Source organism: Sulfitobacter sp. M05 (assembly GCF_029285175.1).
Lineage (GTDB): Bacteria > Pseudomonadota > Alphaproteobacteria > Rhodobacterales > Rhodobacteraceae > Sulfitobacter.
The window spans coordinates 832,759-858,568 of record NZ_JABEDH010000002.1; the positions used below are offsets into that span (position 1 = coordinate 832,759).

The 25,810-nt window shown below is 57.8% G+C and carries 26 protein-coding genes and 1 riboswitch; of the genes, 17 read left to right on the top strand and 9 right to left on the bottom strand.

Annotated elements, in window-relative coordinates:
• Positions 1-82: 82 nt before the first annotated feature.
• From fliF to HKX44_RS12245, 5 genes are all read left to right on the top strand, one after another.
• Positions 83-1,720 carry a flagellar basal-body MS-ring/collar protein FliF gene (gene fliF, locus HKX44_RS12225; RefSeq protein WP_276151606.1) on the top strand — a complete coding sequence of 546 codons (1,638 nt, stop codon included), beginning with the start codon at positions 83-85 and terminating at the stop codon, positions 1,718-1,720.
• Positions 1,720-2,319 (top strand): ABC transporter ATP-binding protein, encoded by a 600-nt coding sequence (locus tag HKX44_RS12230; protein WP_276151607.1) that lies wholly within the window; start codon positions 1,720-1,722, stop codon positions 2,317-2,319. Before fliF ends, HKX44_RS12230 begins: the two co-directional genes overlap by 1 nt.
• Positions 2,312-2,605: a FliM/FliN family flagellar motor C-terminal domain-containing protein gene (locus HKX44_RS12235; protein WP_276151608.1), complete on the top strand. Its 294-nt coding sequence runs from the start codon at positions 2,312-2,314 to the stop codon at positions 2,603-2,605. The genes HKX44_RS12230 and HKX44_RS12235 overlap by 8 nt, the downstream gene beginning before the upstream one ends.
• A 53-nt stretch (positions 2,606-2,658) precedes the next feature.
• Positions 2,659-3,345 carry a flagellar type III secretion system pore protein FliP gene (gene fliP, locus HKX44_RS12240; protein WP_276151609.1) on the top strand — a complete coding sequence of 229 codons (687 nt, stop codon included), beginning with the start codon at positions 2,659-2,661 and terminating at the stop codon, positions 3,343-3,345.
• A gap of 140 nt (positions 3,346-3,485) precedes the next feature.
• Complete coding sequence (locus HKX44_RS12245) at positions 3,486-4,640, top strand: hypothetical protein (protein ID WP_276151610.1); 1,155 nt, start codon at positions 3,486-3,488, stop codon at positions 4,638-4,640.
• A gap of 116 nt (positions 4,641-4,756) precedes the next feature.
• On the opposite strand, the gene HKX44_RS12250 is transcribed toward HKX44_RS12245, so the two are convergent.
• The 6 genes from HKX44_RS12250 to HKX44_RS12275 form a co-directional block, all read right to left on the bottom strand.
• Positions 4,757-5,854, bottom strand: coding sequence for a flagellar basal body P-ring protein FlgI (locus tag HKX44_RS12250; RefSeq protein WP_276151611.1), 1,098 nt, complete (start codon positions 5,852-5,854; stop codon positions 4,757-4,759).
• A gap of 2 nt (positions 5,855-5,856) precedes the next feature.
• Positions 5,857-6,861 (bottom strand): flagellin, encoded by a 1,005-nt coding sequence (locus HKX44_RS12255; protein ID WP_276151612.1) that lies wholly within the window; start codon positions 6,859-6,861, stop codon positions 5,857-5,859.
• 4 nt (positions 6,862-6,865) lie between these two features.
• Entirely contained in the window at positions 6,866-8,320 is a 1,455-nt protein-coding gene (gene flgK, locus HKX44_RS12260) for a flagellar hook-associated protein FlgK (RefSeq protein WP_276151613.1), read from the bottom strand.
• 33 nt (positions 8,321-8,353) lie between these two features.
• Positions 8,354-9,661: a flagellar hook-basal body complex protein gene (locus HKX44_RS12265; RefSeq protein ID WP_276151614.1), complete on the bottom strand. Its 1,308-nt coding sequence runs from the start codon at positions 9,659-9,661 to the stop codon at positions 8,354-8,356.
• Positions 9,662-9,784: 123 nt separating this feature from the next.
• On the bottom strand, positions 9,785-10,606 hold the full coding sequence (locus HKX44_RS12270) for a flagellar motor protein MotB (RefSeq protein WP_276151615.1): 822 nt from the start codon (positions 10,604-10,606) through the stop codon (positions 9,785-9,787).
• A gap of 288 nt (positions 10,607-10,894) precedes the next feature.
• Entirely contained in the window at positions 10,895-11,785 is an 891-nt protein-coding gene (locus HKX44_RS12275; RefSeq protein ID WP_276151616.1) for a rhodanese-related sulfurtransferase, read from the bottom strand.
• Positions 11,786-11,873: 88 nt separating this feature from the next.
• Between HKX44_RS12275 and pncA the strand changes: the two genes are divergently transcribed.
• Positions 11,874-12,467, top strand: coding sequence for a bifunctional nicotinamidase/pyrazinamidase (gene pncA, locus HKX44_RS12280; RefSeq protein WP_276151617.1), 594 nt, complete (start codon positions 11,874-11,876; stop codon positions 12,465-12,467).
• Between the two features lie 3 nt (positions 12,468-12,470).
• Here the strand turns inward: pncA and HKX44_RS12285 are convergent, their stop codons facing one another.
• Both HKX44_RS12285 and HKX44_RS12290 read right to left on the bottom strand, forming a co-directional pair.
• Positions 12,471-13,070, bottom strand: coding sequence for a hypothetical protein (locus tag HKX44_RS12285; RefSeq protein ID WP_276151618.1), 600 nt, complete (start codon positions 13,068-13,070; stop codon positions 12,471-12,473).
• Between the two features lie 76 nt (positions 13,071-13,146).
• Positions 13,147-13,809, bottom strand: a complete 663-nt coding sequence (locus tag HKX44_RS12290) for a hypothetical protein (RefSeq protein ID WP_276153223.1) — start codon at positions 13,807-13,809, stop codon at positions 13,147-13,149.
• A gap of 126 nt (positions 13,810-13,935) precedes the next feature.
• Here HKX44_RS12290 and pncB point away from each other — a divergent pair, with 126 nt between their 5' ends.
• From pncB to cobJ, 11 genes are all read left to right on the top strand, one after another.
• A complete protein-coding gene (gene pncB / locus HKX44_RS12295; RefSeq protein ID WP_276151620.1) occupies positions 13,936-15,228 on the top strand; it encodes a nicotinate phosphoribosyltransferase in 1,293 nt (430 codons plus the stop codon).
• Positions 15,229-15,395: 167 nt separating this feature from the next.
• Positions 15,396-15,623, top strand: a riboswitch (cobalamin riboswitch).
• 32 nt (positions 15,624-15,655) lie between these two features.
• Positions 15,656-15,820, top strand: coding sequence for a CbtB domain-containing protein (locus HKX44_RS12300; protein WP_276151621.1), 165 nt, complete (start codon positions 15,656-15,658; stop codon positions 15,818-15,820).
• Between the two features lie 182 nt (positions 15,821-16,002).
• Positions 16,003-16,707: a CbtA family protein gene (locus HKX44_RS12305; RefSeq protein ID WP_276151622.1), complete on the top strand. Its 705-nt coding sequence runs from the start codon at positions 16,003-16,005 to the stop codon at positions 16,705-16,707.
• Positions 16,704-17,201: a hypothetical protein gene (locus HKX44_RS12310; protein ID WP_276151623.1), complete on the top strand. Its 498-nt coding sequence runs from the start codon at positions 16,704-16,706 to the stop codon at positions 17,199-17,201. Before HKX44_RS12305 ends, HKX44_RS12310 begins: the two co-directional genes overlap by 4 nt.
• Positions 17,202-17,211: 10 nt before the next feature.
• Positions 17,212-17,586, top strand: a complete 375-nt coding sequence (locus tag HKX44_RS12315; protein WP_276151624.1) for a DUF1636 domain-containing protein — start codon at positions 17,212-17,214, stop codon at positions 17,584-17,586.
• Complete coding sequence (gene cobW / locus HKX44_RS12320; protein ID WP_276151625.1) at positions 17,583-18,617, top strand: cobalamin biosynthesis protein CobW; 1,035 nt, start codon at positions 17,583-17,585, stop codon at positions 18,615-18,617. Before HKX44_RS12315 ends, cobW begins: the two co-directional genes overlap by 4 nt.
• 4 nt (positions 18,618-18,621) lie before the next feature.
• Positions 18,622-21,876: a cobaltochelatase subunit CobN gene (gene cobN / locus HKX44_RS12325; protein ID WP_276151626.1), complete on the top strand. Its 3,255-nt coding sequence runs from the start codon at positions 18,622-18,624 to the stop codon at positions 21,874-21,876.
• Positions 21,873-22,994, top strand: coding sequence for a precorrin-3B synthase (locus HKX44_RS12330; RefSeq protein WP_276151627.1), 1,122 nt, complete (start codon positions 21,873-21,875; stop codon positions 22,992-22,994). Before cobN ends, HKX44_RS12330 begins: the two co-directional genes overlap by 4 nt.
• A complete protein-coding gene (locus tag HKX44_RS12335) occupies positions 22,995-23,624 on the top strand; it encodes a precorrin-8X methylmutase (RefSeq protein WP_276151628.1) in 630 nt (209 codons plus the stop codon).
• Between the two features lies 1 nt (position 23,625).
• Positions 23,626-24,357: a precorrin-2 C(20)-methyltransferase gene (gene cobI, locus HKX44_RS12340; protein ID WP_276151629.1), complete on the top strand. Its 732-nt coding sequence runs from the start codon at positions 23,626-23,628 to the stop codon at positions 24,355-24,357.
• Entirely contained in the window at positions 24,354-25,088 is a 735-nt protein-coding gene (gene cobJ / locus HKX44_RS12345; protein ID WP_276151630.1) for a precorrin-3B C(17)-methyltransferase, read from the top strand. The genes cobI and cobJ overlap by 4 nt, the downstream gene beginning before the upstream one ends.
• On the opposite strand, the gene HKX44_RS12350 is transcribed toward cobJ, so the two are convergent.
• Positions 25,064-25,810 (bottom strand): cobalt-precorrin-6A reductase, encoded by a 747-nt coding sequence (locus tag HKX44_RS12350; RefSeq protein WP_276151631.1) that lies wholly within the window; start codon positions 25,808-25,810, stop codon positions 25,064-25,066. The genes cobJ and HKX44_RS12350 overlap by 25 nt on opposite strands.

The following is a 25,810-nucleotide window of genomic DNA, read 5'->3' on the forward strand; positions in this document are numbered from 1 at the left end:
AATTGCACTAACCGAATGTTAAGCCTGATCGTTCATCTGTGGCCTATACCCCGGCAGAAGGTCGGGAGTGACGGAGGCGATTGTGCAGCAATTACTAAAAGTTTGGATGCAGCTCGAAGTGCGCCGGCAGATCATTGTCATTCTAGCGACCGCTGCGATGTTCTTTACGGTCATCACCATGTCCAGAATGGCCACCAGTCCCAGTATGACTCTGCTTTATGCAGGGTTGGAAAACGGCGCGGCGGGGGATGTTGTACGTGCGTTGGAACAGCGCGGCATCGCCTTTGAGGTGCGGGGCGGAAGTATTTTTGTGGACTCTCAGGCGCGGGATCAATTGCGCCTCACCCTTGCTAGCGAAGGCCTGCCAGCGAACAGCAACAGTGGTTATGAACTTCTCGACAATCTTACCGGCTTTGGCACGACGTCGCAGATGTTCGATGCCGCCTATTGGCGTGCAAAAGAAGGGGAGCTGGCCCGGACAATCGTTGCAAACCCCCAGATTGCGATGGCCCGCGTTCATATCGCTTCAACCGGGTCCAACCCTTTTCAGCGCGGCGTAACGCCCAAGGCATCGGTGTCGATCACGGCCAATGGCGGTGGGGTGACGGGCCGGCAAGCCAAAGCGGTGCGGTACCTCGTTGCCTCTGCCGTGGCCGGTCTTTCGCCGGATGATGTCGCGGTGATTGACGCAAACGGGGCGCTGATAGGGCAGGCCGATGATGCCGCACCCATCATTGGGGGCGATGATATTTCGCAGGTATTGCGTGAACGCGTGCAACGATTGCTTGAGGCGCGGGTGGGGTTTGGCAATGCTGTTGTCGAAGTCAGCGTCGATACCGTCACAGAAACCGAATCGATTCGCGAGCATACCTTTGATCCTGAAAACCGTGTCGCGATCAGTACGGATACTGAAGAGCGCACCAATACATCTCAGGACGCCGGCGGTGGCGACGTCACAGTGGCCAGTAATCTACCGGATCAGGAAGGTGCGGGCGGCGGCGACAGTTCGTCCTCGCAAAACAGTGAAACGCGCGAACGGGTCAACTATGAAGTCTCTGAAACGGAACGCGAAATTCTACGCGCGCCCGGAGCTATCAAGCGGGTAACTGTGGCGGTACTGGTGAACGCGCCGATGATCACGGATGCGACCGGTGCGCAGGTGCCTGAAACGCGCAGCGACGAAGAGATGCAGGCGTTGCGCGAACTGGTGTCCTCTGCGGTCGGGTTTGACGAAAAACGCGGCGATATCATCACGTTAAAATCGATGGCGCTGTTGGCGGTGCCGCCCACCGGCACCATTGCTGAAACATCACTTCTGGGCCGTTTCGACCTTGATCTGATGTCCGCCATCCAGATGGCGATCCTTGCTGTCGTCACCCTAATTCTTGGTCTGTTTGTTGTCCGTCCTGTGCTGTCACGGCCAATCACAGAAACACCTGCGGGCCTGCCCGCGCCACCTCCAGAGGGGAGTGCTACCGGGGCACCTCCCGCAGGGGATGCCTTCGATGGTGAACTTTCCGATCCTGCCTTTTCCATGCCGCCGCTGAACATGGGCGAGGGATTTTCCGATGATATGGGGGGGCTTCCCGATTTGCCGATGATGGGGGGCAACAGCGGCGATGAACCGGTTGCCCGTCTGCGCAACATGATTGGAGAGCGGCAGGAAGAGACGGTTGAAATTTTGCGGGGGTGGCTTGAAGACAAAGAGGAGAATGTTTGATGTCGGTCTCACATCTCTATGAAAGTTTCAGTGGCAGGGCTGCGTCTCCGAAACAGCAGGCCGAATTCGCAGAAGACGCACTTGAAGAGGCAAAACTGGCCGCGTTCGAAGCGGGGTATCAGGCCGGTTGGGATGACGCCGTTAAGGCCCAAGGGAGCGCGGACAACAAGCTGACTGAGGAGTTCTTGCAGAACATGCAGGACCTGTCTTTCACCTATCAAGAAGCATTCAGCAAAGTGAGTGCCGGCATGAAGCCGATGATGTCCGAGATCGTGACAAAACTTCTGCCGGAAGTGGCCGCACGCAGTCTGGGTGCCCAGATCACTGAACAGTTGCACCAATTGCTTCAGGATCAGAGTGATGCCTTGGTCGAAATCGCGGTCGCCCCTGCCAAATGCGCCATCGTAGAGGGGCTTTTGAACGATCAGGCCGCGATCCCCTTTGTTGTCGTGGCGGAACCCGCTCTGAGTGACGGACAGGTCTATCTGCGCGCTGGACAATCCGAACGGGAAATTAATCTGGACGCTGTCCTTGAGGGCATTTCAAACGGGTTTGAGGCCTTCTTTCATACCCTAGAACAGGAGAACAAGCATGGATGAACCGGCACCGGTTACCCCTCCCGCAGCCGATATCGGCAATCCGTTTACCGCCGTTCCGATTGAGGTCAGCGTATGTGTGGGCAAGGCACGGCCTCTTATCCGCGAGTTGGTTGCAATGGGCGAAAACGCCCTGCTGACCTTAGATACGCGGGTAGATGATCCGGTGGAACTTTATGTCGGAGAGCGGCTGATCGCTCGCGGTCTTCTGGAGGAGAAAGAGGATGAGCCCAACGGTCAACTGGTGGTGCGCCTGACCGAAATTCTGCAATTGCAGCCCGAGTTGTGACACGTCAGAACCACATCCGCGTGTTCCTGATTTCGCTCATGGTTATCGGGAGCATGGCAAATACTGCAGTGGCTCAGGAGTTCTCGATTTCTCTGGGGGACGACGGATCGATTTCGGCACGCACGATCCAATTATTTGCATTGATCACGGTCCTTAGCATCGCACCGGGGCTGGCGATCATGATTACCTGCTTTCCGTTTCTGGTGACGGTCCTTTCCATCTTGCGGCAGGCCATCGGGTTGCAGCAATCCCCACCCAATATGTTGATTGTCAGCCTCGCATTGTTCTTGACCTACTTTGTGATGGAGCCAGTGTTCACTGCGGCCTGGGAGAACGGCATCTCCCCGCTAACACGCGAGCAGATCGATGCAGAAACAGCATTTATCCGCACACTGGAGCCGTTTCGCAGCTTTATGGTCGCGCGCCTTGATCCGGAAACTTTCTTTGCCATGGCGGAACTGCGGCCGGATACACGCGATGTCAAACCGGTTCCCGAGGCTCCGCTTTCGGTACTTGTTCCCAGCTTCTTACTCTCCGAAGTTTCCCGTGCTTTTCAGGTTGGTTTCCTGATTTTTTTACCGTTCTTGATCATTGATCTGGTTGTGGCTGCGATTCTGATGTCGATGGGGATGATGATGGTGCCCCCTGCTATTGTCTCTTTGCCGTTCAAGCTGGCCTTTTTTGTGGTTGCTGACGGGTGGAGCCTGATTGCCGGCAGTCTGGTACGAAGTTATTTTTGAACTAAATTGTGGCGACATCCTGTCAGTCAGTTAACCTGCCCCCAATCCCACCTCCCCTAATGTGACCGGCAATCAGGGGAGTTGGAGATGGTGGGCGCGCATTTAGCACAACAATTCCGAAAGTTGTTCAGGTGAAGACCGTGGCTGTGCACCTTGGCCTACTTGCCGTTGGCTGGAGTTTGCTGGCGGTTGCAATGGCCCAGACTTTCCTAGCCGCAGACACCGCGCTTGTTTTGGGGACAATCGTCTTCGCTGAATGTTTCAGCCGTGTCATCTCCGGTCTCGGTGTGTCACCGCTGGAATCCCCCTCGTCTGGGAGTCAGAACGCCTTGGCCGTGGCGCTGGCCGGGTGGGCATTGATTTGCGTCACTCTTGTTTTGCTATTTCGCCTTGAGCAACTTCCGTTCTTTCAAGGGCAGCCTGCAGCAATGCTCTGTTTACTGGCGTTGACTCTCACGCTGGCTCTGTGGAAATTTTTTTCCGTGGCCCATCCCTTTGCTGGAGCTTTGTATGCCAGTCGTTTTATCGTGTCGGCCGGAATCCTTCTTGCTCTGAACTGGGCCGGAGGCCGCAGTGCGATCTTGTCTTTGGCCAGCCTGCTCTTGCTCCACCTGATCTTATTACTGGTCGCGGTGTTTCTGGCTCGTAAAAGGGAGGAACCGGTGACGAAGCCAAGTGACGATTCCGCCTTGCAGGTCTTGTCGACCTACGCGGATCTCCTGTTGGTACCGATGCTGTTGAGCGGCACAGATGCGCTTATGTATATTTCTGCGCGATGTTTGGGGGCGGCGGTCTCGGTGGCACTGGCCTATCTGGGGGCGCGTGCGATGCCTGCATTGACCCATGCGACTCTTTGGCACGACAGGGTTCAGTTCATCACAGTGGCGGCCCGGCTTAATCTCGGTTTTCTCCTTGTTGGCGGTGGTGCTGGGCTTGCGTCACTGACAGCTGGCCCCTATTTGGCGTCAGCCTTTGATCTGGATGTGACCGGCTTTCAATCCGTTCTTGTTTGGGTTCTGTTGGGGGCCTGCACGCCTGCATTGTTCGGTGCCACGGAAACGCTTTTGCTGGCGACGCGTAAACAGGACACATTGATGGTCGTGAATTTCGGGGGGCTTTGCATCGTCACTTGGACTGCTCTGCTGGTCATTGGCCCTGATGCCCTGTTGCTGGCCAAGTGTTTTGCCGCAGTACAGGTGATCAAATCGGGTATCTGCGCCTTTACGTTGATCCGTGACGCAGGTGTTTGGCCCGGGCTTACCGCGTTATTACTGCGTCAGATCAAACTTTTGTAGATTCGTTTGGCAGTTCGCTCTCTGTACTCAAACAAGGGAGGGTATATTCCCACCATTCCAATTCACGTCGCTACTGCTGAGCCCCACATTTCAAAAGTGTTTTGATCGAATTGACTTTAGTGGACCACAAATTCCGCATGTAACGCCCCTGCTGCTTTGATGCTTTTGAGGATATCGATCATGTCACGGGGTGCCACACCCAAGGCGTTCAAACCGGCAATGACCTCAGCCAAAGATGTTCCCGGCTGTATCTCCGCCAGAGAGATTCCGGGTTCCTCTTCAATGGCTGCATTGGTGCGGGGCACAACAACGGTTTCTCCCTCAGAGAAAGGGTTGGGCTGCACCACCAGCGGCTGTTCCTGAATGCGCAGCGTTAAATTGCCCTGACTGACGGCCACACGTGAAATCCGCACATCCTCACCCATTACGATTGTGCCGGATCTTTGATCAACTACAACGCGTGCCTTGCGCTCCGGTTCGACCTCGATATTCTCGATCCGGCCAAGAGCATGCGCCACAGATCGCATTCCCATACCGGGTACGTCCAATTGAACCGTACCGCTGTCGAGCATCAAGGCGACCCGCTTGCCGAAGGCCCGGTTTATCGCCTGCTCGATACGGCCGGCGGTGGTGAAATCCGCCTCTCGCAAAGCCAGGCGCAGATTTTCAAGCGTGCCGAGGTTGAATGCAATCTCGCGTTCGACCCGCGCCCCCGATGGAATGGACCCCGCTGTCGGCACCCCCTGGGTGACCTGCCCGCCGTCCCCTTCCGCCACAGCGCCCCCTGCGATGATCGTGCCTTGCGCAACAGCATAGATTTCGCCGTCCGCAGCATTCATCGGGGTCATGACAAGGGTCCCCCCCATCAGGCTTTTGGCATCCCCAATAGCAGAAACAGTGACATCAATCTGACCGCCAGCGCGGGCAAATGGCGGTAAGGTTGCAGTCACCAGAACCGCCGCCACATTCTTGGGCCGGAATTGTTCGCCGGTCACATTGACGCCAAGCCGTTCCAGAATGTTGGTCATGATATCTTCGGTGAAGGGGGCATTGCGTAATCCGTCACCGCTGCCATCCAGGCCGACCACCAGACCATAGCCCACAAGGTCATTGCCCCGCACGCCGTCAAAGTTTACCAGATCCTTGATCCGAACCGGGCTGGCCCAAGCGACCTGCAAAGTCAACGCAACTGCGATGATTGCGGCCCCCAGCACCCTCACAGGAAATTCACCAGCGAGAGCTGTGACATGCGCACTGTGACGGAATAGAGGCTCTGAAGTTGGAACTGCGCCTCTTCAAGCCGTGTTGCCGCCTCATAGGGATCGATTTTTAATAAGTCCAGCTTCGCGAAATCCAGCGCGGTTTGCTCTGCGGCATTTCTCGTGGTTATCTGATCCACGCGTTCCTCAATGAAACCGACGTTAGCGCGTACAGCGATGATACCGTCCCGGCCAGCCATCAAGGCTTGGCCGCTTTTGTCAAACAACTCGGCTTGCTCTTCGAGGCTGAAGCCGAAGGTGGGGTCGTTTGCCAAGGCCGCGACCGCAGCGAGTTTGATAACTTCGCGCAGTTTCGGGTCGGTGGCGCGTAAATCCAGAGAAACACTGTCTGATTGGGACAGGCCGAATGGCCCGATGGCATCTGCCGATCCTTGATACATGGTCGCCTCGAAACCGGCGGGATCCGCGAACCAGATTTCAGCATCTGCCAGTAGATCATCAGGGGTTGCGGCACCAGCCAACGCCGCGCGCATGGCTGTCAAAAGCATGTCGGTGTCTGCCAATGGCGGCTGGTCTGTTGCAGCACCGGAAAACAGGTGCCGACCAGCAGATTGCGTGTTGAACGCGCTGATGATTCCCTCCACAGCACTTTGCGCTGTGGCGACTGTATTCGCGCTGGTCACGCCGATCGCACTGTTTCCCGAGATCAGCAAATTTGCCGACAAATCTGCGCTGAATTGCTCCACCGCTGCGAGGGTGTTTTGCACGGCACCCGCATAAAGCGAAGCCTCAGTCGTTGCGACGGCATAGCCCGCCAGATGGCTTGTACGTTGCTCGATGTCCGAAAGGTAGCTGTAATTTCCGGCCAGAACCTCTCGCACATCGGCCACCTGTCCCGAAGCAAGTTCGGAGGTCAGTCGTTCGATATCCTGTCGCAGCGATACATTGCGCAGTCGCATCGAATAGGATTGCGAAAGATCACCCAGATTTGTCACTGACATAAGCTTAAAGCCTCAATATTGTTTGCATCATCTCTTCGACGGTTTCGATCATCCGTGCATTGGCGGCATAGGACTGTTCGATCAAGATGAGGCGTTGAAATTCTTCATCTGAATCAACGCCTTGAGCGAGTTGGCGTTCGGTCAATTCGCTAAACCGTGCCGCAGCAAAGCTTAGTTCCTGTTCGGTGATGGTGCGGGATGTGCCGACACTTGAGGTGACCGCAGTGACCAGACCGGATAAGGTGAAAGTACTTCCGGCAAAGCTGCCGCTGCTTGCAATGCGGGGGGCGCTTAACGCGCCGCTGAGGTTCTGTAATAGGCCGGCATTACCCACGGTGCCGGGCACCGCTGCATTTAATCCGTCACGTAACCGCCAGCTTGCGCCGCCCTGTTCAGGGTCTGCTGCCGCATTTAATTCAAGCCGGGAAGAAAGCCCGCGTTCGTTCAACGGATCAAACGACCCGCCGTCGTCCGTAAACAGTCCGGGATCGGTGGCTGTCAAACTGGGGTCGACCAACGGGTCCTGAAAACGTGTCACAAGATCGCGTGCAATTGCGTCCAGCTGCTCTTGCGCCTGAACGCCCAGTTCGTCGCGGATCATGAACTGGGCACCAATAGAACCGCCTCTCAGTTGCCCGTTTTCCGATCCGGTGCGCAGGGAGGTGCCGTTCAGTGTCAGCCCTGACAAAGTGCCCTGGTCAACAGACATATAGGCCGTGACCAAATTTGAACGCTCAAAACCCAAAGTGGCGGCCGTGCCATCCAGCAACACAGCCCCACCTGTCGTATAAAGGGCAATCTGGCCGTTGTCGCGTGGGACCTCGCGCACCGGGACCATGTCGCCGATACTATCGACCAACTGTTGTCTTTGATCTTCAAGCCCCAAAGGATCGCGGCCCCGGGCATGTGCGGCAGTGATCTGGATGTTCAACGACGCAACTTGCTGCAACGAAACATTCAAACGGTCAACTTGGTCGGCGATACTGTGATCTGCGATGCTGCGTGCGTCCTGAATGCCTGCCGAGGCACTGCGCAGGCTCGTTGCAAGCCCTTGTGCTTCTGATAAGGCCATGTCCAGCCGCTCCGGTGCATCTGGTCGGCTTGCCGCTGTGATCAACGACCGTTCCAATCCGGCCAACCGGCCGGATATCGAAGAGGGAAGGTCGGGGGTACCCAATAGTTTTTCGATGCGTTGAAAGAAATCCGCCGCCCCTTGCGCATGCAACTTTTCGGCCCCAGCCAATCGCTTGTCCGACGCTAGGCTGGCGTCGACAATGCGGATAACCCCATCGATACGGACACCGCCCGATCCAGCGCTGGTTCCGGGGGACAGGTTTAAAATCCGGCGTCCGTACCCGGGGGTTAAGGCGTTTGAAATATTGGTAGATACCACCTCTGCCCCGCGCCCGGCGGCGCGCAGGCCCGAGAGGGCGTTGCTTAAAGCTCCCGAGATTGTCAAAACAGGGCTCCCTTCTGGTCAAGCTGTTGCGGATCAACGTTTGATGTTGGTGGTTTCCTGAAGCATCTCATCGACCGTCTGGATGACTTTGGCGTTCGAGCTGTAGGCGCGTTGGGTCTGGATCATTGCGGTCAATTCGCCAGCGACATCAGTTGTGGATTCTTCCAGAGCGAAGGACAAAACATCCCCCGTAGGTCCATCGCTTGCGTTCCACAAAAAGAACGATCCGCTTTCAACAGAAGGTTGGTAAATCTGTTGATCCAGAGCGACCATGCCGTTCGGATTAGGCAGATCCACCAGTGGCACCTGATAAATAACGCGTGTTACGCCGGTATCGAAATAGGCGTAAACATAACCGTTGGGGTCAACTTCGACCGATGTCATATTGCCAACCGGAGAACCGTCTTTGGAAATGTTCAGCGGTGCAAAACTGTCGGACAGCTGTGTGATTCCATCGCTTTCCCCGATCTGCCCGATATCAATTTCGATCGGCCCGCCGGGCACATTGATGATTACTGTACCGGTGGCGGGGTCATAGGCACCACCGCCGCCGCCAGTCGGCGTGACCGAAAGCAACGTGCCGCCTGCTGTGCGGCTGTCCGAGAATTCCAGGGTATATTCCCCGATAATCGTGCCCGGATCACTGGCATCGCGCATCGTAACGGTCCAGGTGTTGGATGTGCCGGTCGCCGGCACTGTGGGCGTGAAAACCACATTGATGTTTTCCGAGGTCCCAAGGTTGCCATAATATTCAACGGATAATTCGTCGGTGTCACCGTTGCTGCCGGCATCGGTCGAGGTCGCCGGCAGGTTTAGACCCAGCGTCATGCGCGTGGTTGGCCCGCCCGAGAATTGGTTTACGTTGATCTGCACGGGTTCCAGTCCGGCCGCCGTATCACGTGGAAAGCTGGGAATTGATCCATCTGGTTGTGCCGGCCACCCCATCAAGACCAACCCGGACGCGGTGCGCAAATACCCTTCGGAGTCGGTGCGAAAAGAGCCCGTGGTTGTCAGGAACATGGGCGTGTCACCATTGGCGACCTGTACTTTGGTGGCTTTGGTAACGGGCAAAAATCCGCCGCCCCGTACCGCCAGATCCGTCGCGTTGTCGGTCGGCACAATTGAACCGCGCTGATCGACCAGCCGTTCCGCGATGGCCCTTACGCCCCCCGCGGAATAACCGCCCCCCCGCGAGCCGATCACAAGGGACTGAAAATCCGTGCTGACCCGTTTGTATCCGTTGGTCGAGGAATTTGCGATATTGTCAGAGATGGTTGCCAAGCGCGTGGCGTTTGCCAACAGGCCCGCCACCCCGGCATTAAGCGAAGAAGAAATGGTCATAAGTCAGACACGCCTTTTTGCTGTATCATTGGTCTTGCCGCACTTCTTAGACCGCGCTGACTTAATTCCGGCCTAACAGATAAAATGATCCCTATTTGAATACCGGCGGTCCCTGATTGGGGATTATTTTCTGACAGACGTGCGCAGCAGGATCACTTCGATCCGGTTGTTGCGTTTGGCCATAGTGTCTTGCAGCACCGGCTTACGGTTCGCATGTCCGGTAACCCGCTCGATCCGCTTGGGCGCGATGCCGGATTGCTCCAACAGCTTGCGCATGGCGGCGGCACGGGTGGCGGATTTCTCCCAGACCGGGCTTTGCGCCAGAACAACCGGATCAGACGCAACATGCCCGCCGATTGCTATACTGTTGGTCACCGCCTTGGCTGTTGCTGAAATCAAGGTTGCCAGATCGCGCAGTAACTGTGTCGGTTCATCAGTTGCCGGATCGAACAACGGGATGCCGTCCAGTTCGAATAGTTCGATTACCAACCCTTCGTCGGTGATCCGGGTCACGATATGGCGCATGGCATTTTCCATCACCATGGTTTCGCCCCCCCGTCCCATCAACATCGCTTCGGCGGCTCTTAACTCTTTTTCAACACCGGGGTCACCGTCCGCCCCGGACCCTTCCGCGCTGCGCGCCGACATGCCGCCGGTTCCCGTTTGAGGCAGGGTTTCCTCCGAAAAGATGCTGTCGCCGCCAAAGGCACCATTGCCACCACCCGAGACCCGGTTGATTGGAATCGTCGGAGAAAAGTAATCGGCAATTCCCTTGCGTTGTTGTTCCGTTGTCGCATTCAGCAGCCACATCAACATGAAAAAAGCCATCATCGCGGTTACGAAATCCGCATAAGCGACTTTCCAGGCACCACCGTGGTGCCCGCCGCCCTTAACAACTTTTTTACGTTTGATAATGACTGGTGCTGCATTTGCTTGCGCACCCATTTTCATCACCCTTTTTCACCCAGAAACAGGATTAGCAGAGAGGGGGCTAAGGGGAGCTTAACAGTTCCAATTGCTTGTATTTACTCTTGGCCCCTGCACGGCACTGCCGAATGACGCCTGATACCGTATGAAAGGAACCGAGCCGGTATTTCTGGTTTAGATTGGGGGTGAACATGCCTGTCGTCCAAGCCGGATCTGATGCCAGCCGGGTGGCGACCTTTGCAGGGGGCATCCCGCTGGTACTGTTGATATGGCTGTTGTTGCGCAGTAAGCCGCGCGGTCCGCAGGTTACTTCTGCGCCCGCGCCTCTGCCAATCTGATCTGCTTTTGCCGTTCGCGAAAGCGGTCCTTGTCCCAATCCGTGGTCTGTTCGAAACACTTGTGGCAGCTCACACCCTGCTCGAACTCGGGGCGTTTCATATCTTCCGGCAGGATCGGCTGACGACATCCGTGGCACAGCACATGTGCCCCTTCGGCCAACCCGTGCCCGACACTGACCCGTGCGTCGAAAACGAAACAGTCGCCGTCCCACGTGCTTTCCTCTTGCGGCACCTCTTCAAGGTATTTCAGAATGCCACCCTTCAGGTGGTACACATCCTCAACCCCTTGACCCAACAGGTAGTTCGTTGATTTTTCACAGCGAATTCCGCCGGTGCAGAACATCGCAACACGTTTGTTGTGAAACCGGTCCTTGTTTTGCGCCCACCATTCGGGGAACTCGCCAAAGGTCTTGGTTTTCGGATCAACTGCGCCCTCAAACGTGCCAATCTCCACCTCGTAATCGTTGCGGGTGTCGATCACCACAACATCCGGGCTTTTGATCAACTCGTTCCAGTCGGCTGGATCGACATAGTTGCCCACCTTGCTTGCTGGGTCGACATCAGGTTGCCCCATGGTCACGATCTCGCGTTTCAAACGCACCTTCATGCGGGGGAAGGGCGGTGTTTCGCTGGTCGCTTCTTTCCATTCCAGTTCGGCACAACCGGGCAGGGCGCGCAGATGCGCGATCACCGCGTCAATGCCTGCACGTGGCCCGGAAATCGTGCCGTTCACCCCTTCGCCGGCCAGCAGCAGCGTGCCTTTGACGTTTTGTGCAAGACAAAGATCCAGCAACGCAGGTTTCAGCGCGGCGGGATCGGGAAAGCGGGTAAAGTGATATAAGGCGGCAATTGTGTACATGGGCGCTGAAATAGGCCCCAAAGGGGCTGTTTTGCAAGGGGGCGCTGGGTTAAAACCGGTGCGACACATCTGCTCATAAGAAAACACCATGCAAGCCCTTGTTGTGATTGACGTCCAGAATGATTTTTGCCCGGGTGGTGCCTTGGCCGTCGCGGGTGGCGATGACATCGTGCAAGGCATCAATGCGCTGATGAACGCGTTTGACGCGGTGATCCTGACGCAAGACTGGCATCCGGCAGGCCATTCATCCTTTGCTTCATCCCATGCCGACAAGGCCCCGATGGATTTGATAGAGATGCCTTATGGTCCACAGGTGCTTTGGCCGGATCACTGTATCATCGGCAGCATGGGGGCAAAGTTTCACACCGAACTGCATCAAGACCGCGCCGATCTGATCATTCGCAAAGGATATAACCCAGCCATCGACAGCTATTCCGCGTTCTTTGAGAACGATCATAAAACCCCGACCGGCCTAGAAGGGTACCTGCGTACCCGTGGCATTACTGCGGTGACGATGGTTGGCCTCGCGTTGGATTTCTGTGTGAATTACTCTGCGGTGGATGCGGCAAAGCTTGGCTTTGATGTGACGGTGCAGCAGGATTTATGCCGTGCGATTGATATGGGCGGCTCGCTGGCGGCGGCGGTTGACGGGATGACAGCGGCGGGTGTGACCCTCGCGTGAACATTAACGCGAGGACGGCATCAAAAGCGTGACATTCGCGTCGATTAAGCTGGAGGATACAGTCGTGCCTTGCGGTGCTGCCAAAGTTTGCAGTGCCAGAACCACGCCTAGGGTTAATGCTGGTAAGGCCAGCGCGGGATGGACAAAGTAAGGCCAGAACCGGTTGCGCCGTAGTTTACCGAAGATCCGCAGGAGCTTGGCCCCAAAGGTTTCGATGGGCTGTGCCTCATCAATCGCGCTTTTGCAGGCCGCGATGTCCAACCCGTTCATATCCCGCGCGTCCAGATCATAATGCGCCAGATTTTCCTGCATCCGTTTGCCGACGTCGCGCAGATGATTGCGGAATGCGTAATCAACACTCCCTTGCGGCAGGGCACCGCCTGAGACCTCGAATACGAAACCGCAGTCCTGAAAATACGCCTTTATGTCATCTGCTGCCCCAGCAAGGGCGCGGACAGTTCGGGCATCGCGAAAACGCGCGATGTAATTGGCGCGGGAATGAGGGTGTAAACCGTTTCTTCGCAAAAGCGCGCCCTTTACCGGATCGTCGAAAACCGCCGGTGGGTACAAATAGGAAATGTCGATATCATAGCACATTGTCATGGCTGTCCCTTCCTTCCTTGGGCAGGATACCAGTACAATTTGACGAAAAGAGGGCGCAGTAAATCTGGTGTACCGGTTACAACCCTTGCAATACCGGCTTGCCGCCTGCGATCACCCCTTTGATCAGCTTTAATCCCTTGGCCTGCGCCGCGCGATCCCCGAAACGGTCATTTGACACAACAGGCATACTGTTTTCCTTGGCGAATTTTAACAAAAAGGCATCGGCTTCGGTTTGTGCGGGGCACACCATGATCTGATTTCGCTTGACCCCCAGCGCCTTGGCAAATCCGTTCTGGTTCAGCGACTTGTCCCCCAAGTGATGGCGCGAAGAGGCATCAAGAAAGACAAAGGGAGACAGGTTTTTCGCCCGCAGCTTATCCACGACTGCCCGCAATGTGCGCAGGTCCGCTTCGCCATCCCAGAACATCACATTGGTGCCGTCAATCACCACCCCGGGCAGCTCGCTTTTACGCTCAGACTTCTTTTTCTGTGGCGGGGTACCTGACGCCGAGTCTGTTCGCCGCAAAACCATCGCGGCCAGCCAAGCGGTGAGTACAACGCCGCCTGTCGCGCCCCAGTAAAACAGGTTGGCACCGTCAAATGGATACCCACGTGAGAAATAGGCCGCCAATGCAGCGGTCAACCCCAGGGTGATCCACATGATCCGCGACAGGCAAAAGACATAGCCAACAAAAGCCAGCAAAAGAATAATCGGCGTTAGTATTTCAATCGGCGTCACAATTATCTCCATTATTACGGCCAACCCTAGTGACCGATTCTGGCAAGCTTATGACGCAAATGAAATCGCCCTTGCCCCTCCCTTGCCAGTTTTGCCACAAAGGCCTGAACACTAAAGGAACCTCTCATGGTCGATATCGCCTCCCGCGTCTGGAACCACAAATGGAAGATCGACCCGATTGTACGATCCCTGATCGATACGGATTTCTATAAGCTTTTGATGTGCCAGTCTATTTTTCGGAACAAGCCGGACACGCAGGTAACCTTTAGCCTGATCAACCGATCCAAACACGTGCCGCTTGCCAAATTGATTGACGAAGGCGAATTGCGCGAACAACTGGACCATGTGCGCTCTCTTAGTCTCAGCCGAGGCGAATCCACATGGCTGCGCGGCAATACATTCTACGGAAAGCGCCAGATGTTCCGCCCCGATTTTATGGAATGGTTCGAGGGGCTGCGCCTGCCGCCGTACCACCTTGAACGCAAAGGGGATCAATACGAACTGACCTTCGAGGGCAAATGGCACGAGGTCATGTTGTGGGAAATTCCCGCGCTGGCAATCCTGATGGAATTGCGTGGCCGCGCGGTGCTGGACACCATGGGCAAATTCGAACTGCAAGTGCTTTATGCCCGCGCCATGACCCGCGTTTGGGAAAAGATCGAAACATTGCGCGACATTCCCGATCTGTCGATTGCCGACTTTGGCACGCGGCGGCGGCATTCCTTTCTTTGGCAAGACTGGTGCGTACAGGCCATGAGCGAAGGTTTGGGCAAGGCCTTCACCGGCACCTCGAATTGCAAGATCGCGATGAGTCGCGAAGTAGAGGCGATTGGCACCAACGCACATGAATTGCCGATGGTCTATGCCGCCCTTGCGCCCGATGACGCCGCGCTGGCCAAGGCACCCTATGATGTTTTGCAGGACTGGCACGACGAACACGAAGGCAACCTGCGCATCATTCTGCCCGATACCTATGGCACCAAAGGCTTCCTCGAAAACGCTCCTGACTGGCTGGCCGGTTGGACAGGTATCCGTGTCGACAGCGGTGATCCTGCAACGGCAGCAAATATCGCCATCGACTGGTGGAAATCGCGTGGCGAGGACCCTGCGCAAAAGAGGGTGATCTTTAGCGATGGCTTGGATGTGGAAAAGGTAAAGGCGCTGCATGGTGAATTCGCCGGCAAGGTGAATGTGTCTTTCGGCTGGGGCACCCTTTTGACGAATGACTTTCGCAAGCTGGTTCCCAATGACGCCCTCGCACCGTTTTCACTGGTCTGCAAAGCAGTATCGGCAAATGGCAACCCAACGGTCAAACTGTCAGACAACCCGAAAAAGGCGATGGGCCCGACAGATGAAATCGCCCGCTACAAACGGGTCTTCGATGTTGGCGATCAGGTGGCCCATGATGTGGTTGTCTAGAGGCAGACCGGGACGGCCAGTCTCTGCCGGTATCCTGCCCAAGGGATTCGCCGTTGTGCCATTCGTCACGCAAGGTCACACCACCCAGATGCCAAATCCCACCCTTAAATGCGCGCTTCAGGACTCTATTCCGTCGTAAATCTGCCTTGCGTTGCTAGGGCCGAAATGCGAAGTCTGAGACGCTTGGTGTCCCGATGCATGGGCGTTGTTCATGCGGGACCTAACAGGGAATTCAGTCAAGGCACGTTGCCCCAAGCTGAAGCCGCCCCCGCGACTGTAAGCGGTGAGCCCGACCCGAGATGCCACTTGCCGACCGGATTTTATCCACGGCAGGGAAGGCGGGAAACGGCCACGACCCGCGAGCCAGGAGACCTGCCAAGCGAGGATGAAACAATATCCGTCGGGTGTGACGGTAAGGAGAGAAGACATGACAACAAAGACAATGACACGCAGCAACCTGCGCATGATGCCCGCCTTTTTCGCTTTGGCGTTGGGTGTCGCAGTGATTTCGCTGACAGGCCACGTTCAAGCCGCTGCGCTGCACGATGCTGCCCATGATGTGCGTCACGCCACGGGTTTTCCCTGCCACTAAGCAGACTGTTCTGACCGGGTCGAAGCCACTGAACTGGGTGTGCCGCATCGCGGCCCGCCCTGTTGGCATTTCTGCGTCGATGCGTCCCTTGTATGCCCCGCCGGCCATTTGCGCAGGTAACGCTGTATGACCTTTTTGGCCAAGCTCGGTTTATCTGTTTTTCCAATCATAGGAACTTATCCATGTATTCTCGTTTTCTTATATCTGCGCTCTTTGCAGGCGCGTGTGCTGGTCTTATCGCGGGCCTTTTGCAATTGATCTTTGTCCAGCCTGTTCTGCTGCACGCAGAGCTGTACGAATCTGGGGAACTGGTTCATTTTGGCGGTGCTGCCGTAACGGCCCATCCCGACCTGCCTGGCTTTGACGCCATGCGCGACGGGCTGAGCCTGATTTTCACCATGCTGACCTATACCGGTTACGCGCTGATCCTGCTTGCCGCGATGGGTATCGCAGAAGACCGGGGCGCGCGGATTGACGGGCGCAGCGGGTTGATCTGGGGTGTTGCCGGATTTGTTGCGTTTCATCTCGCTCCCGGGGTTACGCTGGCTCCAGAAGTGCCCGGTGTCGCGGCGGCGGATGTGTCCGCCCGTCAGGTCTGGTGGTTTGCTACGGTTGCAACTGCGGGTGTCGCGCTTTGGCTGATCGCCTTTGGTCGCAACTGGGGTGTCTGGGTCATCGCTGCCGCCCTCTTGATGGCCCCGCATGTGATCGGCGCGCCTGAACCGGATGTCTTTACTGGCCCGGTTCCTACAGAAATCGGTGCATTGTTCGCGGCCCGGGCCCTTGGGGTTGGTTTGGCTGCATGGGCATTACTGGGCAGTTTCGCGGGTTATTTCTGGCAGCGCGAGGGTGTCAATGCCACCGCTGAGGTCGCGGGGAACGCATGAGCCGCTCTCTTTCTCTTTTCGCAATAGGTTTGGTTTTTGGCGGTGGCATCGGATTTGTCATCGCCGCGGGCAACGGGGTGACCTTTGATGGTCACGACCATGGTGTCGCCGGACATGGGGCGGGCATGGATCACGCTGGCATGGATCATAGCGCGATGCATAATACCCCGGTTGATGTGCCCGCGACCGATGCGCCCAGCCTGTCGGTGATGATCATGCCAGACCCGATGGCCGGATATAACCTGCATGTGATGACCGAGAACTTCGCCTTTTCGCCTGAGCGCGCCAGCCTTGCCAATGTGACCGGTGAAGGCCATGCCCATGTCTATATCAACGGTGACAAATTGGGCCGCCTCTACAGCCCTTGGTTACACCTTGATGGGCTGCCTAAAGGCGAGGTCGAGGTTAAAGTGACGCTGAACACCAATGATCATCGCCCGCTGGCGGTAAACGGCACCCCCGTTTCCGCCATGCAGATGATCACCGTAGAATGAGGCCGACCGCATGACCACAACCCTTTATGTCTGCACCACTTGCCGTGCCGGTGAAGCCGTGGAAGAAGACGCGCTGCGCCCCGGCGCTGTGCTGCACGCGGCCTTGAAGGAGGCCGGCGCGCCTGACGGCGTCACGATCGTTGGTGTGTCCTGCCTTTCTGCCTGCTCGCAAGGGGCCGCTGTCGCCTTGTCCGAGCCGGGCAAGTGGACCTATGTTTATGGCCGTATGAGCGATGAAAATGTCCCCGATATCCTTGCTGGCGCGGCTGCTTATGCCGCGTCCAAGGATGGGGTCGTCCCGTGGCGCGAACGCCCTGTCGTGTTTCGCAAGCAAAGCCTTGCCCGCGTTCCCCCCTTGAATATGCCTTCGGAGGCTCTGAAATGAACGACCTTTCCAAAATTCCCGTTACCGTGATCACCGGCTTTCTCGGCTCTGGTAAAACCACGCTGATCCGTCACTTGATGCAAAACGCTGGTGGTCGTCGTCTGGCCGTGCTGGTCAATGAATTCGGCACTGTGGGTGTTGACGGCGATATCCTTAAATCCTGTGCGATCCCTGATTGTCCTGCTGAGAACATTGTGGAGCTGGCAAACGGCTGTATCTGTTGCACCGTGGCGGATGATTTTATCCCGACCATCGAGGCGCTGATGGCCTTGCCGACTAAACCTGATCATATCCTGATTGAAACCTCCGGTCTGGCCCTGCCCAAACCCCTGCTCAAGGCGTTTGACTGGCCCGCGATTCGTTCCAAAATCACCGTTGATGGCGTGATTGCACTGGCGGATGCGGAGGCTGTGGCCGCTGGGCGTTTTGCGGCGGACGAACATGCCGTGGATGAACAGCGCAAGGCCGACGACAGCATCGACCATGAGACACCCCTTTCCGAGGTTTTCGAAGATCAGATTTCCTGCGCCGACATCATCCTGATGTCCAAGGCCGATCTTGCTGGCGAAACCGGTTTAGGTGCCGCGCGCAAAGTGATCCAAGCCGAAAGTCCGCGCAGCATCCCGATCCTGTCGATGAGCGAAGGGGTGATCGACCCAAATGTGGTCCTTGGCCTGAACGCCAAGGCCGAAGACGACCTTGATGCACGCCCCTCGCACCACGACGGTCACCACGACCACGAGCATGACGATTTTGAAACCATCGTTGTGCCGATGCCCGAAGTTGAAGACGTGGACGCCCTTGTTGCGGCCATTGAAAGGCTGGCGAACGAACAGCACATTCTGCGGGTCAAAGGCTATGTTGCGGTGACCGGCAAACCCATGCGCCTACTGGTGCAGGCCGTTGGGGCCCGTGTGCGTCAACAGTTTGATCGGCCATGGGGCAGCGATGCGCGTCAGGGGCATCTGGTAGTGATTGCAGAACACGATCACATCGACACAGCCGCCATTCGCGCCACACTGGGCGCGTGATAAAATGCATGTCGTCTTCCGCGAAAGCCACGGGTTAGAAGATAGCGAAACACCTTATGATCCGGGCCAGACGCCCGCCGATCTGGTGGTGCTTTCGTTCTCTGACAGTGACCTTGGCGCTTTCGCGGCAGGCTGGCATCGCGGCGGCGGGACAGAGGGCAAACTGCCAACGCTGCGCCTGTGCAACCTCACCGCTTTGCGCCATCCGGCCTCCGTGGATAACTATGTTGAACAGACCCTGACCGGGGCAAAAGGCATTCTGATCCGCCTGATCGGTGGGGAAAACTATTGGCCCTACGGCATCATGCAGGTGCAGGATTTCGCCCGCCGCAATGACATTGCACTTGCCATTTTGCCCGCCGATGGCCGCGAAGATCCGGCACTTGATCAACATTCGACTCTACCGGTTTCGACCCTGCGCCGTCTTTCGCATCTGTGTGACGCTGGCGGGGCTGTGGCCGCACAGGCCGCTCTCGCACAGTTGGCGCTTGCCGCCGGTTTCTACGCCGGCCCCGTTACCGGCACCAAAACTGTTCCGACGGCGGGGTATTACGATCCAGATCATGGCATCCTTTCACAGTGTCCGTGCGCCACACTTGATGAACTGCCGCTGATCGCTGTCACCTTTTACCGCAGTTATCTGACCGCCGCCGATACGGCCCCGGTTGATGCCCTGATCCGCGAAATTCGCGCCAGTGGTTTTAACGCCATGGGCCTCTTCGTGCCCTCTCTGAAAAATCCCGAGGGCCGCGCCTTTCTCGCAACCGCCCTCTTGGAACACCCGCCAACCGCGATCATTAACGCCACGGCGTTTTCCGGTCGCGGTGGGGACGGTACCTCGCCACTGGACGCCCCCGGCTGCCCTGTTTTCCAAGTGGCCCTGTCCACTGCCCGCCAGAAAGAATGGGCTGACAGCGAACGTGGATTGTCACCAACCGATCTGGCAATGCATGTGGTTCTGCCAGAGGTCGACGGGCGTATTTTTTCCGGTGTGGTCAGCTTTAAAGCACCCGAGAAAAAAGACCCGCACCTTCAATATTCGCGGTTTTCCCACCGTGCCAACGGCGCGCGGATCAAATCCGTTGTTGACCGGATCGCGGGCTGGCACCGGCTTGCCACAGCCCCCACCATCGCCCGAAAAATCGCGCTTGTCCTGTCCACCTATCCGGGCCGTGATGACCAGATTGCCCATGCGGTTGGTCTTGATGCATTGGCCTCAACCGAGGACATGTTGATGTCACTGGCGAGGGCCGGATATGCCGTGCAGCCGCAAACCGGTTTTGGCAAATCGCTGCCTCACACCACCATCGCATGGCCCGTCAGTGCCTATGAGGCCGCACTTGGCCAGCTCCCGCAACAGCTTCAGGCCGACCTGAGTACCGCATGGCCCGATCCCACCACGGACCCGCTCTACAAGGACGGGGCCTTTCACTTCCCGGCACAAACCTGCGGCAATGCCCTTGTGGCCCTGCAACCCGAACGCGGCGCGATTGATCAACGCGAAACCGACTATCACGATCTCGCGCGTGTGCCACGCCACAGCTATGTGGCTTTCTATCTTTGGTTGCGATCCCAAGGTATCCACGCCCTTGTTCACATCGGTGCCCATGGCACGCTGGAATGGTTACCGGGTAAATCCGTGGCCCTGTCCGACGAGTGCTGGCCCGAGGCGCTGACCGGTGATCTGCCGGTGATCTATCCGTTCATCGTCAACGATCCGGGCGAAGCGGCCCAAGCCAAACGCCGCATCGGTGCCGTGACTCTTGGCCATTTGCCGCCCCCGATGAAAGACAGCGCAACGCCTGACGGATTGCTGCAACTGGAACGCTTGCTGGATGAATATTCCACGGCTGACGGTCTGGACCCCGCCCGCCGCGACCGCTTGATCGACACCATCCGTGACGAAGCCCGCGCTGCCGGTGTGGCTGATGACCTTGGCATCACCGATGACACCTGCATGGCCGAAGCGATCACCCGCATCGACCGCTTTGTCTGTGACATCAAGGAATCGCAATACGGCGACGGGTTGCATACCTATGGCCTTGGAGCGGGCGAAACCGACGGGTTGCTCACCGCGCTGAACGGTGAACGTGTCGCTTCTGGCCCCTCTGGTTCACCCTATCGTGGTCGCTCTGACGTTCTGCCAACAGGGCGCAACCTATATGCCGTTGATCCGCGCAGCGTGCCGACCCGTGCGGCCCATGCCCAAGGTGTCAAACTGGCCGAAGAACTGATCCGGCGCCATTTGCAGGAGGAAGGCGACTATCCTCGCGGCCTTGTTGTTGACCTCTGGGGCAGCGCCACAATGCGCACCGCCGGCGAAGAAATTGCCATGGCGCTGCACCTTGCCGGTCTATCGCCGAAATGGGACGCAGGCAGCGAGCGAGTCAGCGGGTTTGAGGTTCTGCCTCTGGCGCTGATCAACCGCCCGCGCATTGATGTCACGCTGCGCATCTCCGGCCTGTTCCGCGATGTTTTTCCCGCGCTTTCGCAACTCTTCGAGGCGGGTGCCCTTGCCCTGTCCGAGCGTGAAGAGGCGGCGGACATGAACCCCTATAAGGTGAAAACTCCGCGGGTCTTTGGCCCCAAACCGGGGCTTTATGGGATGAACATGGAAGCCGCGATGTTGGATTACTCCGACGAGGGGCGCAACGCGGCAGGGTCGGCATGGCTGAAAGCCTCTGAATGGTCCATCGACGCCCGTGGCGAGGCGACCCAGAACCGTGCGGCGCTTGAGAACCGGCTGCAAAACGCTGACAGTTTTGCGCATATTCAGGACCTGACTGAATCCGATGTTCTGCTGGCCTCTGATTACGCCAGCCATGAGGGGGGATTTGCCGCCGCCATGGCCCATCTTGGCGCTTCTAAACCGGCCATGTATCACGTTGATACGACGAAAATCGGCACTCCGCGCGCCCGCACAATGGCCGAGGAAATCGCCCGCGTGGTGCGCGCCCGCGCTGCCAATCCGGATTGGGCCAGCGGCATGATGCGCCACGCGTTCAGGGGGGCAGCTGAGATTGCCGCGACCCTTGATAACCTTGCTGCCTTTGCGCATCTGACGCGCGATGTGCCCGCGCATTTGTTTGACCTCTATTATGACGCGACCCTTGGGCGTGACGATCTGCTGGCCTTCATGGAGCGTGAAAACCCGGCGGCGCTGAAGGCCATGCAAGACCGCTTTGCCGCATTACGCGACGCAGGGCTTTGGGTGACACGTCGCAACTCCATCAGCGCCAAGATGGACGCGGCGGAATGACGTCTTTCAAAACCCACGCGCCCGAAATCAAAGGCTATTGCCCCGGTGCCCTGCGTCCGATGATGTCTGGTGATGGTCTTGTGGTGCGCGTAAGGCCTTACAACGGGCGACTTAACAGCACCCAAACCCAAGGCATTGCCGCCCTTTCAAAGCGCCTTGGCAACGGTGTTATTGATCTTTCCAGCCGCGCCAATGTCCAACTGCGCGGCGTGACGCCAGACACCCATGCCGCCTTGATCGCCGCTCTGCGCGACCTGTCGTTGATCGACCCATCCGAAACCGTTGAAAGCCGGCGAAACATCATCGTGACGCCCTTTGGCGAAACCCCTGCCGAGGCTACCGCTTTAACGCAGGCACTGAGCCAGCCCGAGGCACCTGCGCTGCCGCATAAATTCGGGTTCGCCATCGACACGGGCCCCGAACCCGTGCTGCACTCCGCCCCCGCCGACATCCGATTGGAACGTGATGCAACCGGTGGCCTAATCCTTGTCGCGGATGGAATGCGCACAGGCAAACCCGTCAAAGCCCAAGACAGCATTCAAGAAGCTCTCGCGCTGGCGCAGTGGTTCATGGACACCCGTGGCACACATAACCGCATGGCAAAGCTGCTGGGCGATGGCACGCCGCCGCCAGCCGGTTTCACCACAGTGCGTCAAACACAAACCTATGGGCCCACACCCGGCCCAACATCACAGGGTATGCTTGCCGGTATCGCGTTTGGGCATATCACGGCCGGGGCTTTTTCCACGCTTGGGGACATCCGCCTGACACCTTGGCGCATGATCCTGATCGAGGGCGTCCATACCCCGCCGCCGCTTGACGGGCTGATCACTGATCCCGCAGATCCGTTGTTGCGCATTACCGCCTGTACCGGCGCGCCCGCCTGCACGCAGGGCTTGGCACCGACCCGCCCCCTTGCGCGGGCGTTGGCACCACATCTGAAACCGGGCCAAACGCTCCATATATCCGGTTGCGCCAAAGGCTGTGCGCATCCCAAACCCGCTGCGGTAACCCTGACTGCGACAAACTGTGGCTTTGACCTTGTCCGCAACGGACGGGCAGGGGATACACCCCGCCAAACCGCTCTTACTTCCACTGACATAATCAAGGCGCTCTGAATGCCCCATAGCTATATTACCGACGGTGCCGAGATTTACCGCCAGTCTTTCGCCACCATCCGTTCCGAGGCGGACCTTGCCGGCTTTACGCCCGAAGAAGAAATCGTCGCCGTGCGCATGATCCACGCCGCCGGCATGGTCGGGTTGGAGAAACATGTGCAGTTTTCACCCGAGATGGCGATCAAGGCCCGTGCCGCCCTTGAAGACGGCGCGCCGATCCTGTGTGATGCTTATATGGTCAGCGAGGGCATCACCCGCAAACGCCTGCCGCGTGAAAACGAGGTGATCTGCACTTTGCGCGACCCGCGTGTACCGGATATGGCGGCAGAAATGTCCAACACCCGCAGTGCCGCCGCGCTTGAATTGTGGCGTCCCAAGCTTGCCGGTGCTGTTGTGGCTATCGGCAATGCGCCGACGGCTCTGTTCCATCTGATCAATATGTTGGAAGACCCCGATTGCCCGCGGCCCGCAGCGATCATCGGTTGTCCTGTCGGCTTTATCGGGGCGGCAGAATCAAAAGAGGCGTTGATGCAGGACCTTCCCGTCCCGTCGATGATTGTGCAGGGCCGTTTGGGTGGTTCGGCCATTACAGTGGCAGCGGTGAACGCCCTTGCCAGCAGGGTGGAATAAAATGGGCAAGGTTATCTGTACGGGCCTCGGCCCCGGCGACCCCGAACTGATGAGTGTAAAATCCGACCGCGCCATTCGCGGGGCCAAACATCTGGCCTATTTCCGCAAGAAAGGCCGTTCGGGACAGGCCCGCAGAATCGTCAACGGTATGTTGCGCGATGATGTGATCGAATACCCGATGGAATACCCCGTCACCACAGAACTGCGTTTTGACAGCGAGGAATACCGCCAGCTGATGGTTGATTTCTATGCTGAGTGGGCGGACAAGCTTGAGACATTGGCCAAGACTGAAGAGGTTGTTGTGCTATGTGAGGGTGATCCGTTTTTCTACGGTTCTTTCATGCACCTGCATACCCGTCTGCAAGGCCGCGCCGAGGTCGAGGTGTTGCCTGCGATTCCCGGCATGGTTGGCTGTTGGAATGCGCTGGACACACCGTTCACCTGGGGGGACGACGTGATGACGGTTCTGATGGGAACCCTGCCTGAAGCGGACCTGATCGACCATATGAAACGCGCCGATGCCTTGGTGGTGATGAAAACCGGACGGAACCTGCCAACCGTTAAACGTGCCCTCGCCGCCGCTGGGCGGCTGGACGATGCATGGCTGGTTGAGAAGGGCACAATGCCGGATCAACGCACCGCAAAACTGGCTGATGTGGCTGAGGATGACTGTCCCTACTTCGCGATTGTGTTGGTGCATGGTCAGGGCCGTCGGCCCGAGGCGACAGAATGACAGGTTGGGTCGCCATTGCCGGACTGGGGCCGGGGGATGACGCTTTGGTCACGCCAGAGGTCACCGAAACGCTGGCTCAAGCGACAGACATCATCGGCTATATTCCCTATGTCGCCCGTGTCGCGCCACGGGCCGGACTGAACCTGCATCCCACCGACAACCGTGTCGAACTGGACCGCGCCCTGCACGCCCTGCAACTGGCTGCGGGCGGTGCGCGTGTTGTGGTTGTCTCCTCCGGTGATCCGGGCGTGTTCGCAATGGCCTCTGCCGTGTTCGAGGCCATCGAGGCACATCCGGAATTTACCGAAACCGATATTCGCGTCCTGCCCGGTATCACCGCCATGCTGGCCGCTGCCGCTGCCACTGGTGCGCCGCTTGGCCATGATTTCTGTGCCATCAACCTGAGTGATAACCTCAAGCCGTGGGAGGTGATCGAACACCGGTTGCGCATGGCCGCCCGCGGTGATTTTGCGATGGCGTTTTACAATCCCCGATCCAAATCCCGTCCGCATGGGTTTGAAAAAACATTGGATGTGCTGCGCGAGGAATGTGGCCCTGACAGGCTGATCACCTTTGCCCGCGCTGTCAGCAAACCGGATCAAAAACTGGTCACCGTGACGCTGGCCGACGCCACGCCAGAGATGGCCGATATGCAAACGGTTGTGATTGTGGGGAATTCGGCAACCAAGTTTATTGGTCGTTACGTCTATACACCCCGGTCGGCCTCGTGACCCAACCAGCCCATGACCTCGTCCGCTGTGCTGGCGATGCTGTCGCCCGGAAGCACGGGGCGTTGCGCCATCAGAACAGGCAGGCCCAGCATCCGCGCCGCCTCCAGCTTGGCCTGCGCGCCCTGTCCGCCGCTGTTCTTGGCAACCACATGGGTGATCTGATGGTCGCGCATCAACGCTGCGTCCCCCGCCACGTCAAACGGGCCACGGGCCACAACCACCTTTGTATCGGTCAGGGGCAGAGCAGCCGCAGGCTGATCCACAAGACGCAGCAGATAGTGATGTTGCGGCTGGGTGGCGAAGAGGCCGATCTGTTGTTTGCCAATCGCCAGAAATATCCGCGAGGGCGCATCAGGCAGGGCGCGGGGAATCGCCTCAATGTCTGGCAGCAATGTCCAGTTGTCCCCGATACCGACCTGCCAAGCAGGGCGTTCCAGACGGATAAGCGGCACCGCCGCATTGGTGCAGGCCGCATGGGCGTTACGGCTCATGCCGGCGGCAAATGGGTGCGTTGCGTCGACAACATGGGTGATTTTCTGAGATTTCAGATAGGTGGCCAACCCGTCCACACCGCCAAAACCGCCGATCCGCGTCGGCAGGGGTTGCGCTATTGGTGCTGTGGTGCGTCCGGCGTAGGAAAACACCACGTCCATGTCGTTTGCGGCAAAACAGGTGGCCATCTGGCTGGCTTCGGTTGTGCCCCCCAGCAACAGGATGCGCAT

Bases quoted from the DNA above. Each gene is read 5' to 3' on its own strand.
- pncB (WP_276151620.1), top strand. From the start codon at position 13,936: ATGGTCGATATCGCCTCCCGCGTCTGGAACCACAAATGGAAGATCGAC.
- HKX44_RS12350 (WP_276151631.1), bottom strand. From the start codon at position 25,810: ATGCGCATCCTGTTGCTGGGGGGCACAACCGAAGCCAGCCAGATGGCC.
- HKX44_RS12330 (WP_276151627.1), top strand. From the start codon at position 21,873: ATGACGTCTTTCAAAACCCACGCGCCCGAAATCAAAGGCTATTGCCCC.
- HKX44_RS12235 (WP_276151608.1), top strand. From the start codon at position 2,312: ATGGATGAACCGGCACCGGTTACCCCTCCCGCAGCCGATATCGGCAAT.
- cobN (WP_276151626.1), top strand. From the start codon at position 18,622: ATGCATGTCGTCTTCCGCGAAAGCCACGGGTTAGAAGATAGCGAAACA.
- HKX44_RS12335 (WP_276151628.1), top strand. From the start codon at position 22,995: ATGCCCCATAGCTATATTACCGACGGTGCCGAGATTTACCGCCAGTCT.
- HKX44_RS12265 (WP_276151614.1), bottom strand. From the start codon at position 9,661: ATGACCATTTCTTCTTCGCTTAATGCCGGGGTGGCGGGCCTGTTGGCA.
- HKX44_RS12305 (WP_276151622.1), top strand. From the start codon at position 16,003: ATGTATTCTCGTTTTCTTATATCTGCGCTCTTTGCAGGCGCGTGTGCT.
- pncA (WP_276151617.1), top strand. From the start codon at position 11,874: ATGCAAGCCCTTGTTGTGATTGACGTCCAGAATGATTTTTGCCCGGGT.
- HKX44_RS12230 (WP_276151607.1), top strand. From the start codon at position 1,720: ATGTCGGTCTCACATCTCTATGAAAGTTTCAGTGGCAGGGCTGCGTCT.
- fliP (WP_276151609.1), top strand. From the start codon at position 2,659: ATGGCAAATACTGCAGTGGCTCAGGAGTTCTCGATTTCTCTGGGGGAC.
- HKX44_RS12270 (WP_276151615.1), bottom strand. From the start codon at position 10,606: ATGGGTGCGCAAGCAAATGCAGCACCAGTCATTATCAAACGTAAAAAA.
- HKX44_RS12255 (WP_276151612.1), bottom strand. From the start codon at position 6,861: ATGTCAGTGACAAATCTGGGTGATCTTTCGCAATCCTATTCGATGCGA.
- HKX44_RS12310 (WP_276151623.1), top strand. From the start codon at position 16,704: ATGAGCCGCTCTCTTTCTCTTTTCGCAATAGGTTTGGTTTTTGGCGGT.
- cobI (WP_276151629.1), top strand. From the start codon at position 23,626: ATGGGCAAGGTTATCTGTACGGGCCTCGGCCCCGGCGACCCCGAACTG.
- cobW (WP_276151625.1), top strand. From the start codon at position 17,583: ATGAACGACCTTTCCAAAATTCCCGTTACCGTGATCACCGGCTTTCTC.
- HKX44_RS12300 (WP_276151621.1), top strand. From the start codon at position 15,656: ATGACAACAAAGACAATGACACGCAGCAACCTGCGCATGATGCCCGCC.
- HKX44_RS12275 (WP_276151616.1), bottom strand. From the start codon at position 11,785: ATGTACACAATTGCCGCCTTATATCACTTTACCCGCTTTCCCGATCCC.
- HKX44_RS12285 (WP_276151618.1), bottom strand. From the start codon at position 13,070: ATGACAATGTGCTATGATATCGACATTTCCTATTTGTACCCACCGGCG.
- HKX44_RS12315 (WP_276151624.1), top strand. From the start codon at position 17,212: ATGACCACAACCCTTTATGTCTGCACCACTTGCCGTGCCGGTGAAGCC.
- cobJ (WP_276151630.1), top strand. From the start codon at position 24,354: ATGACAGGTTGGGTCGCCATTGCCGGACTGGGGCCGGGGGATGACGCT.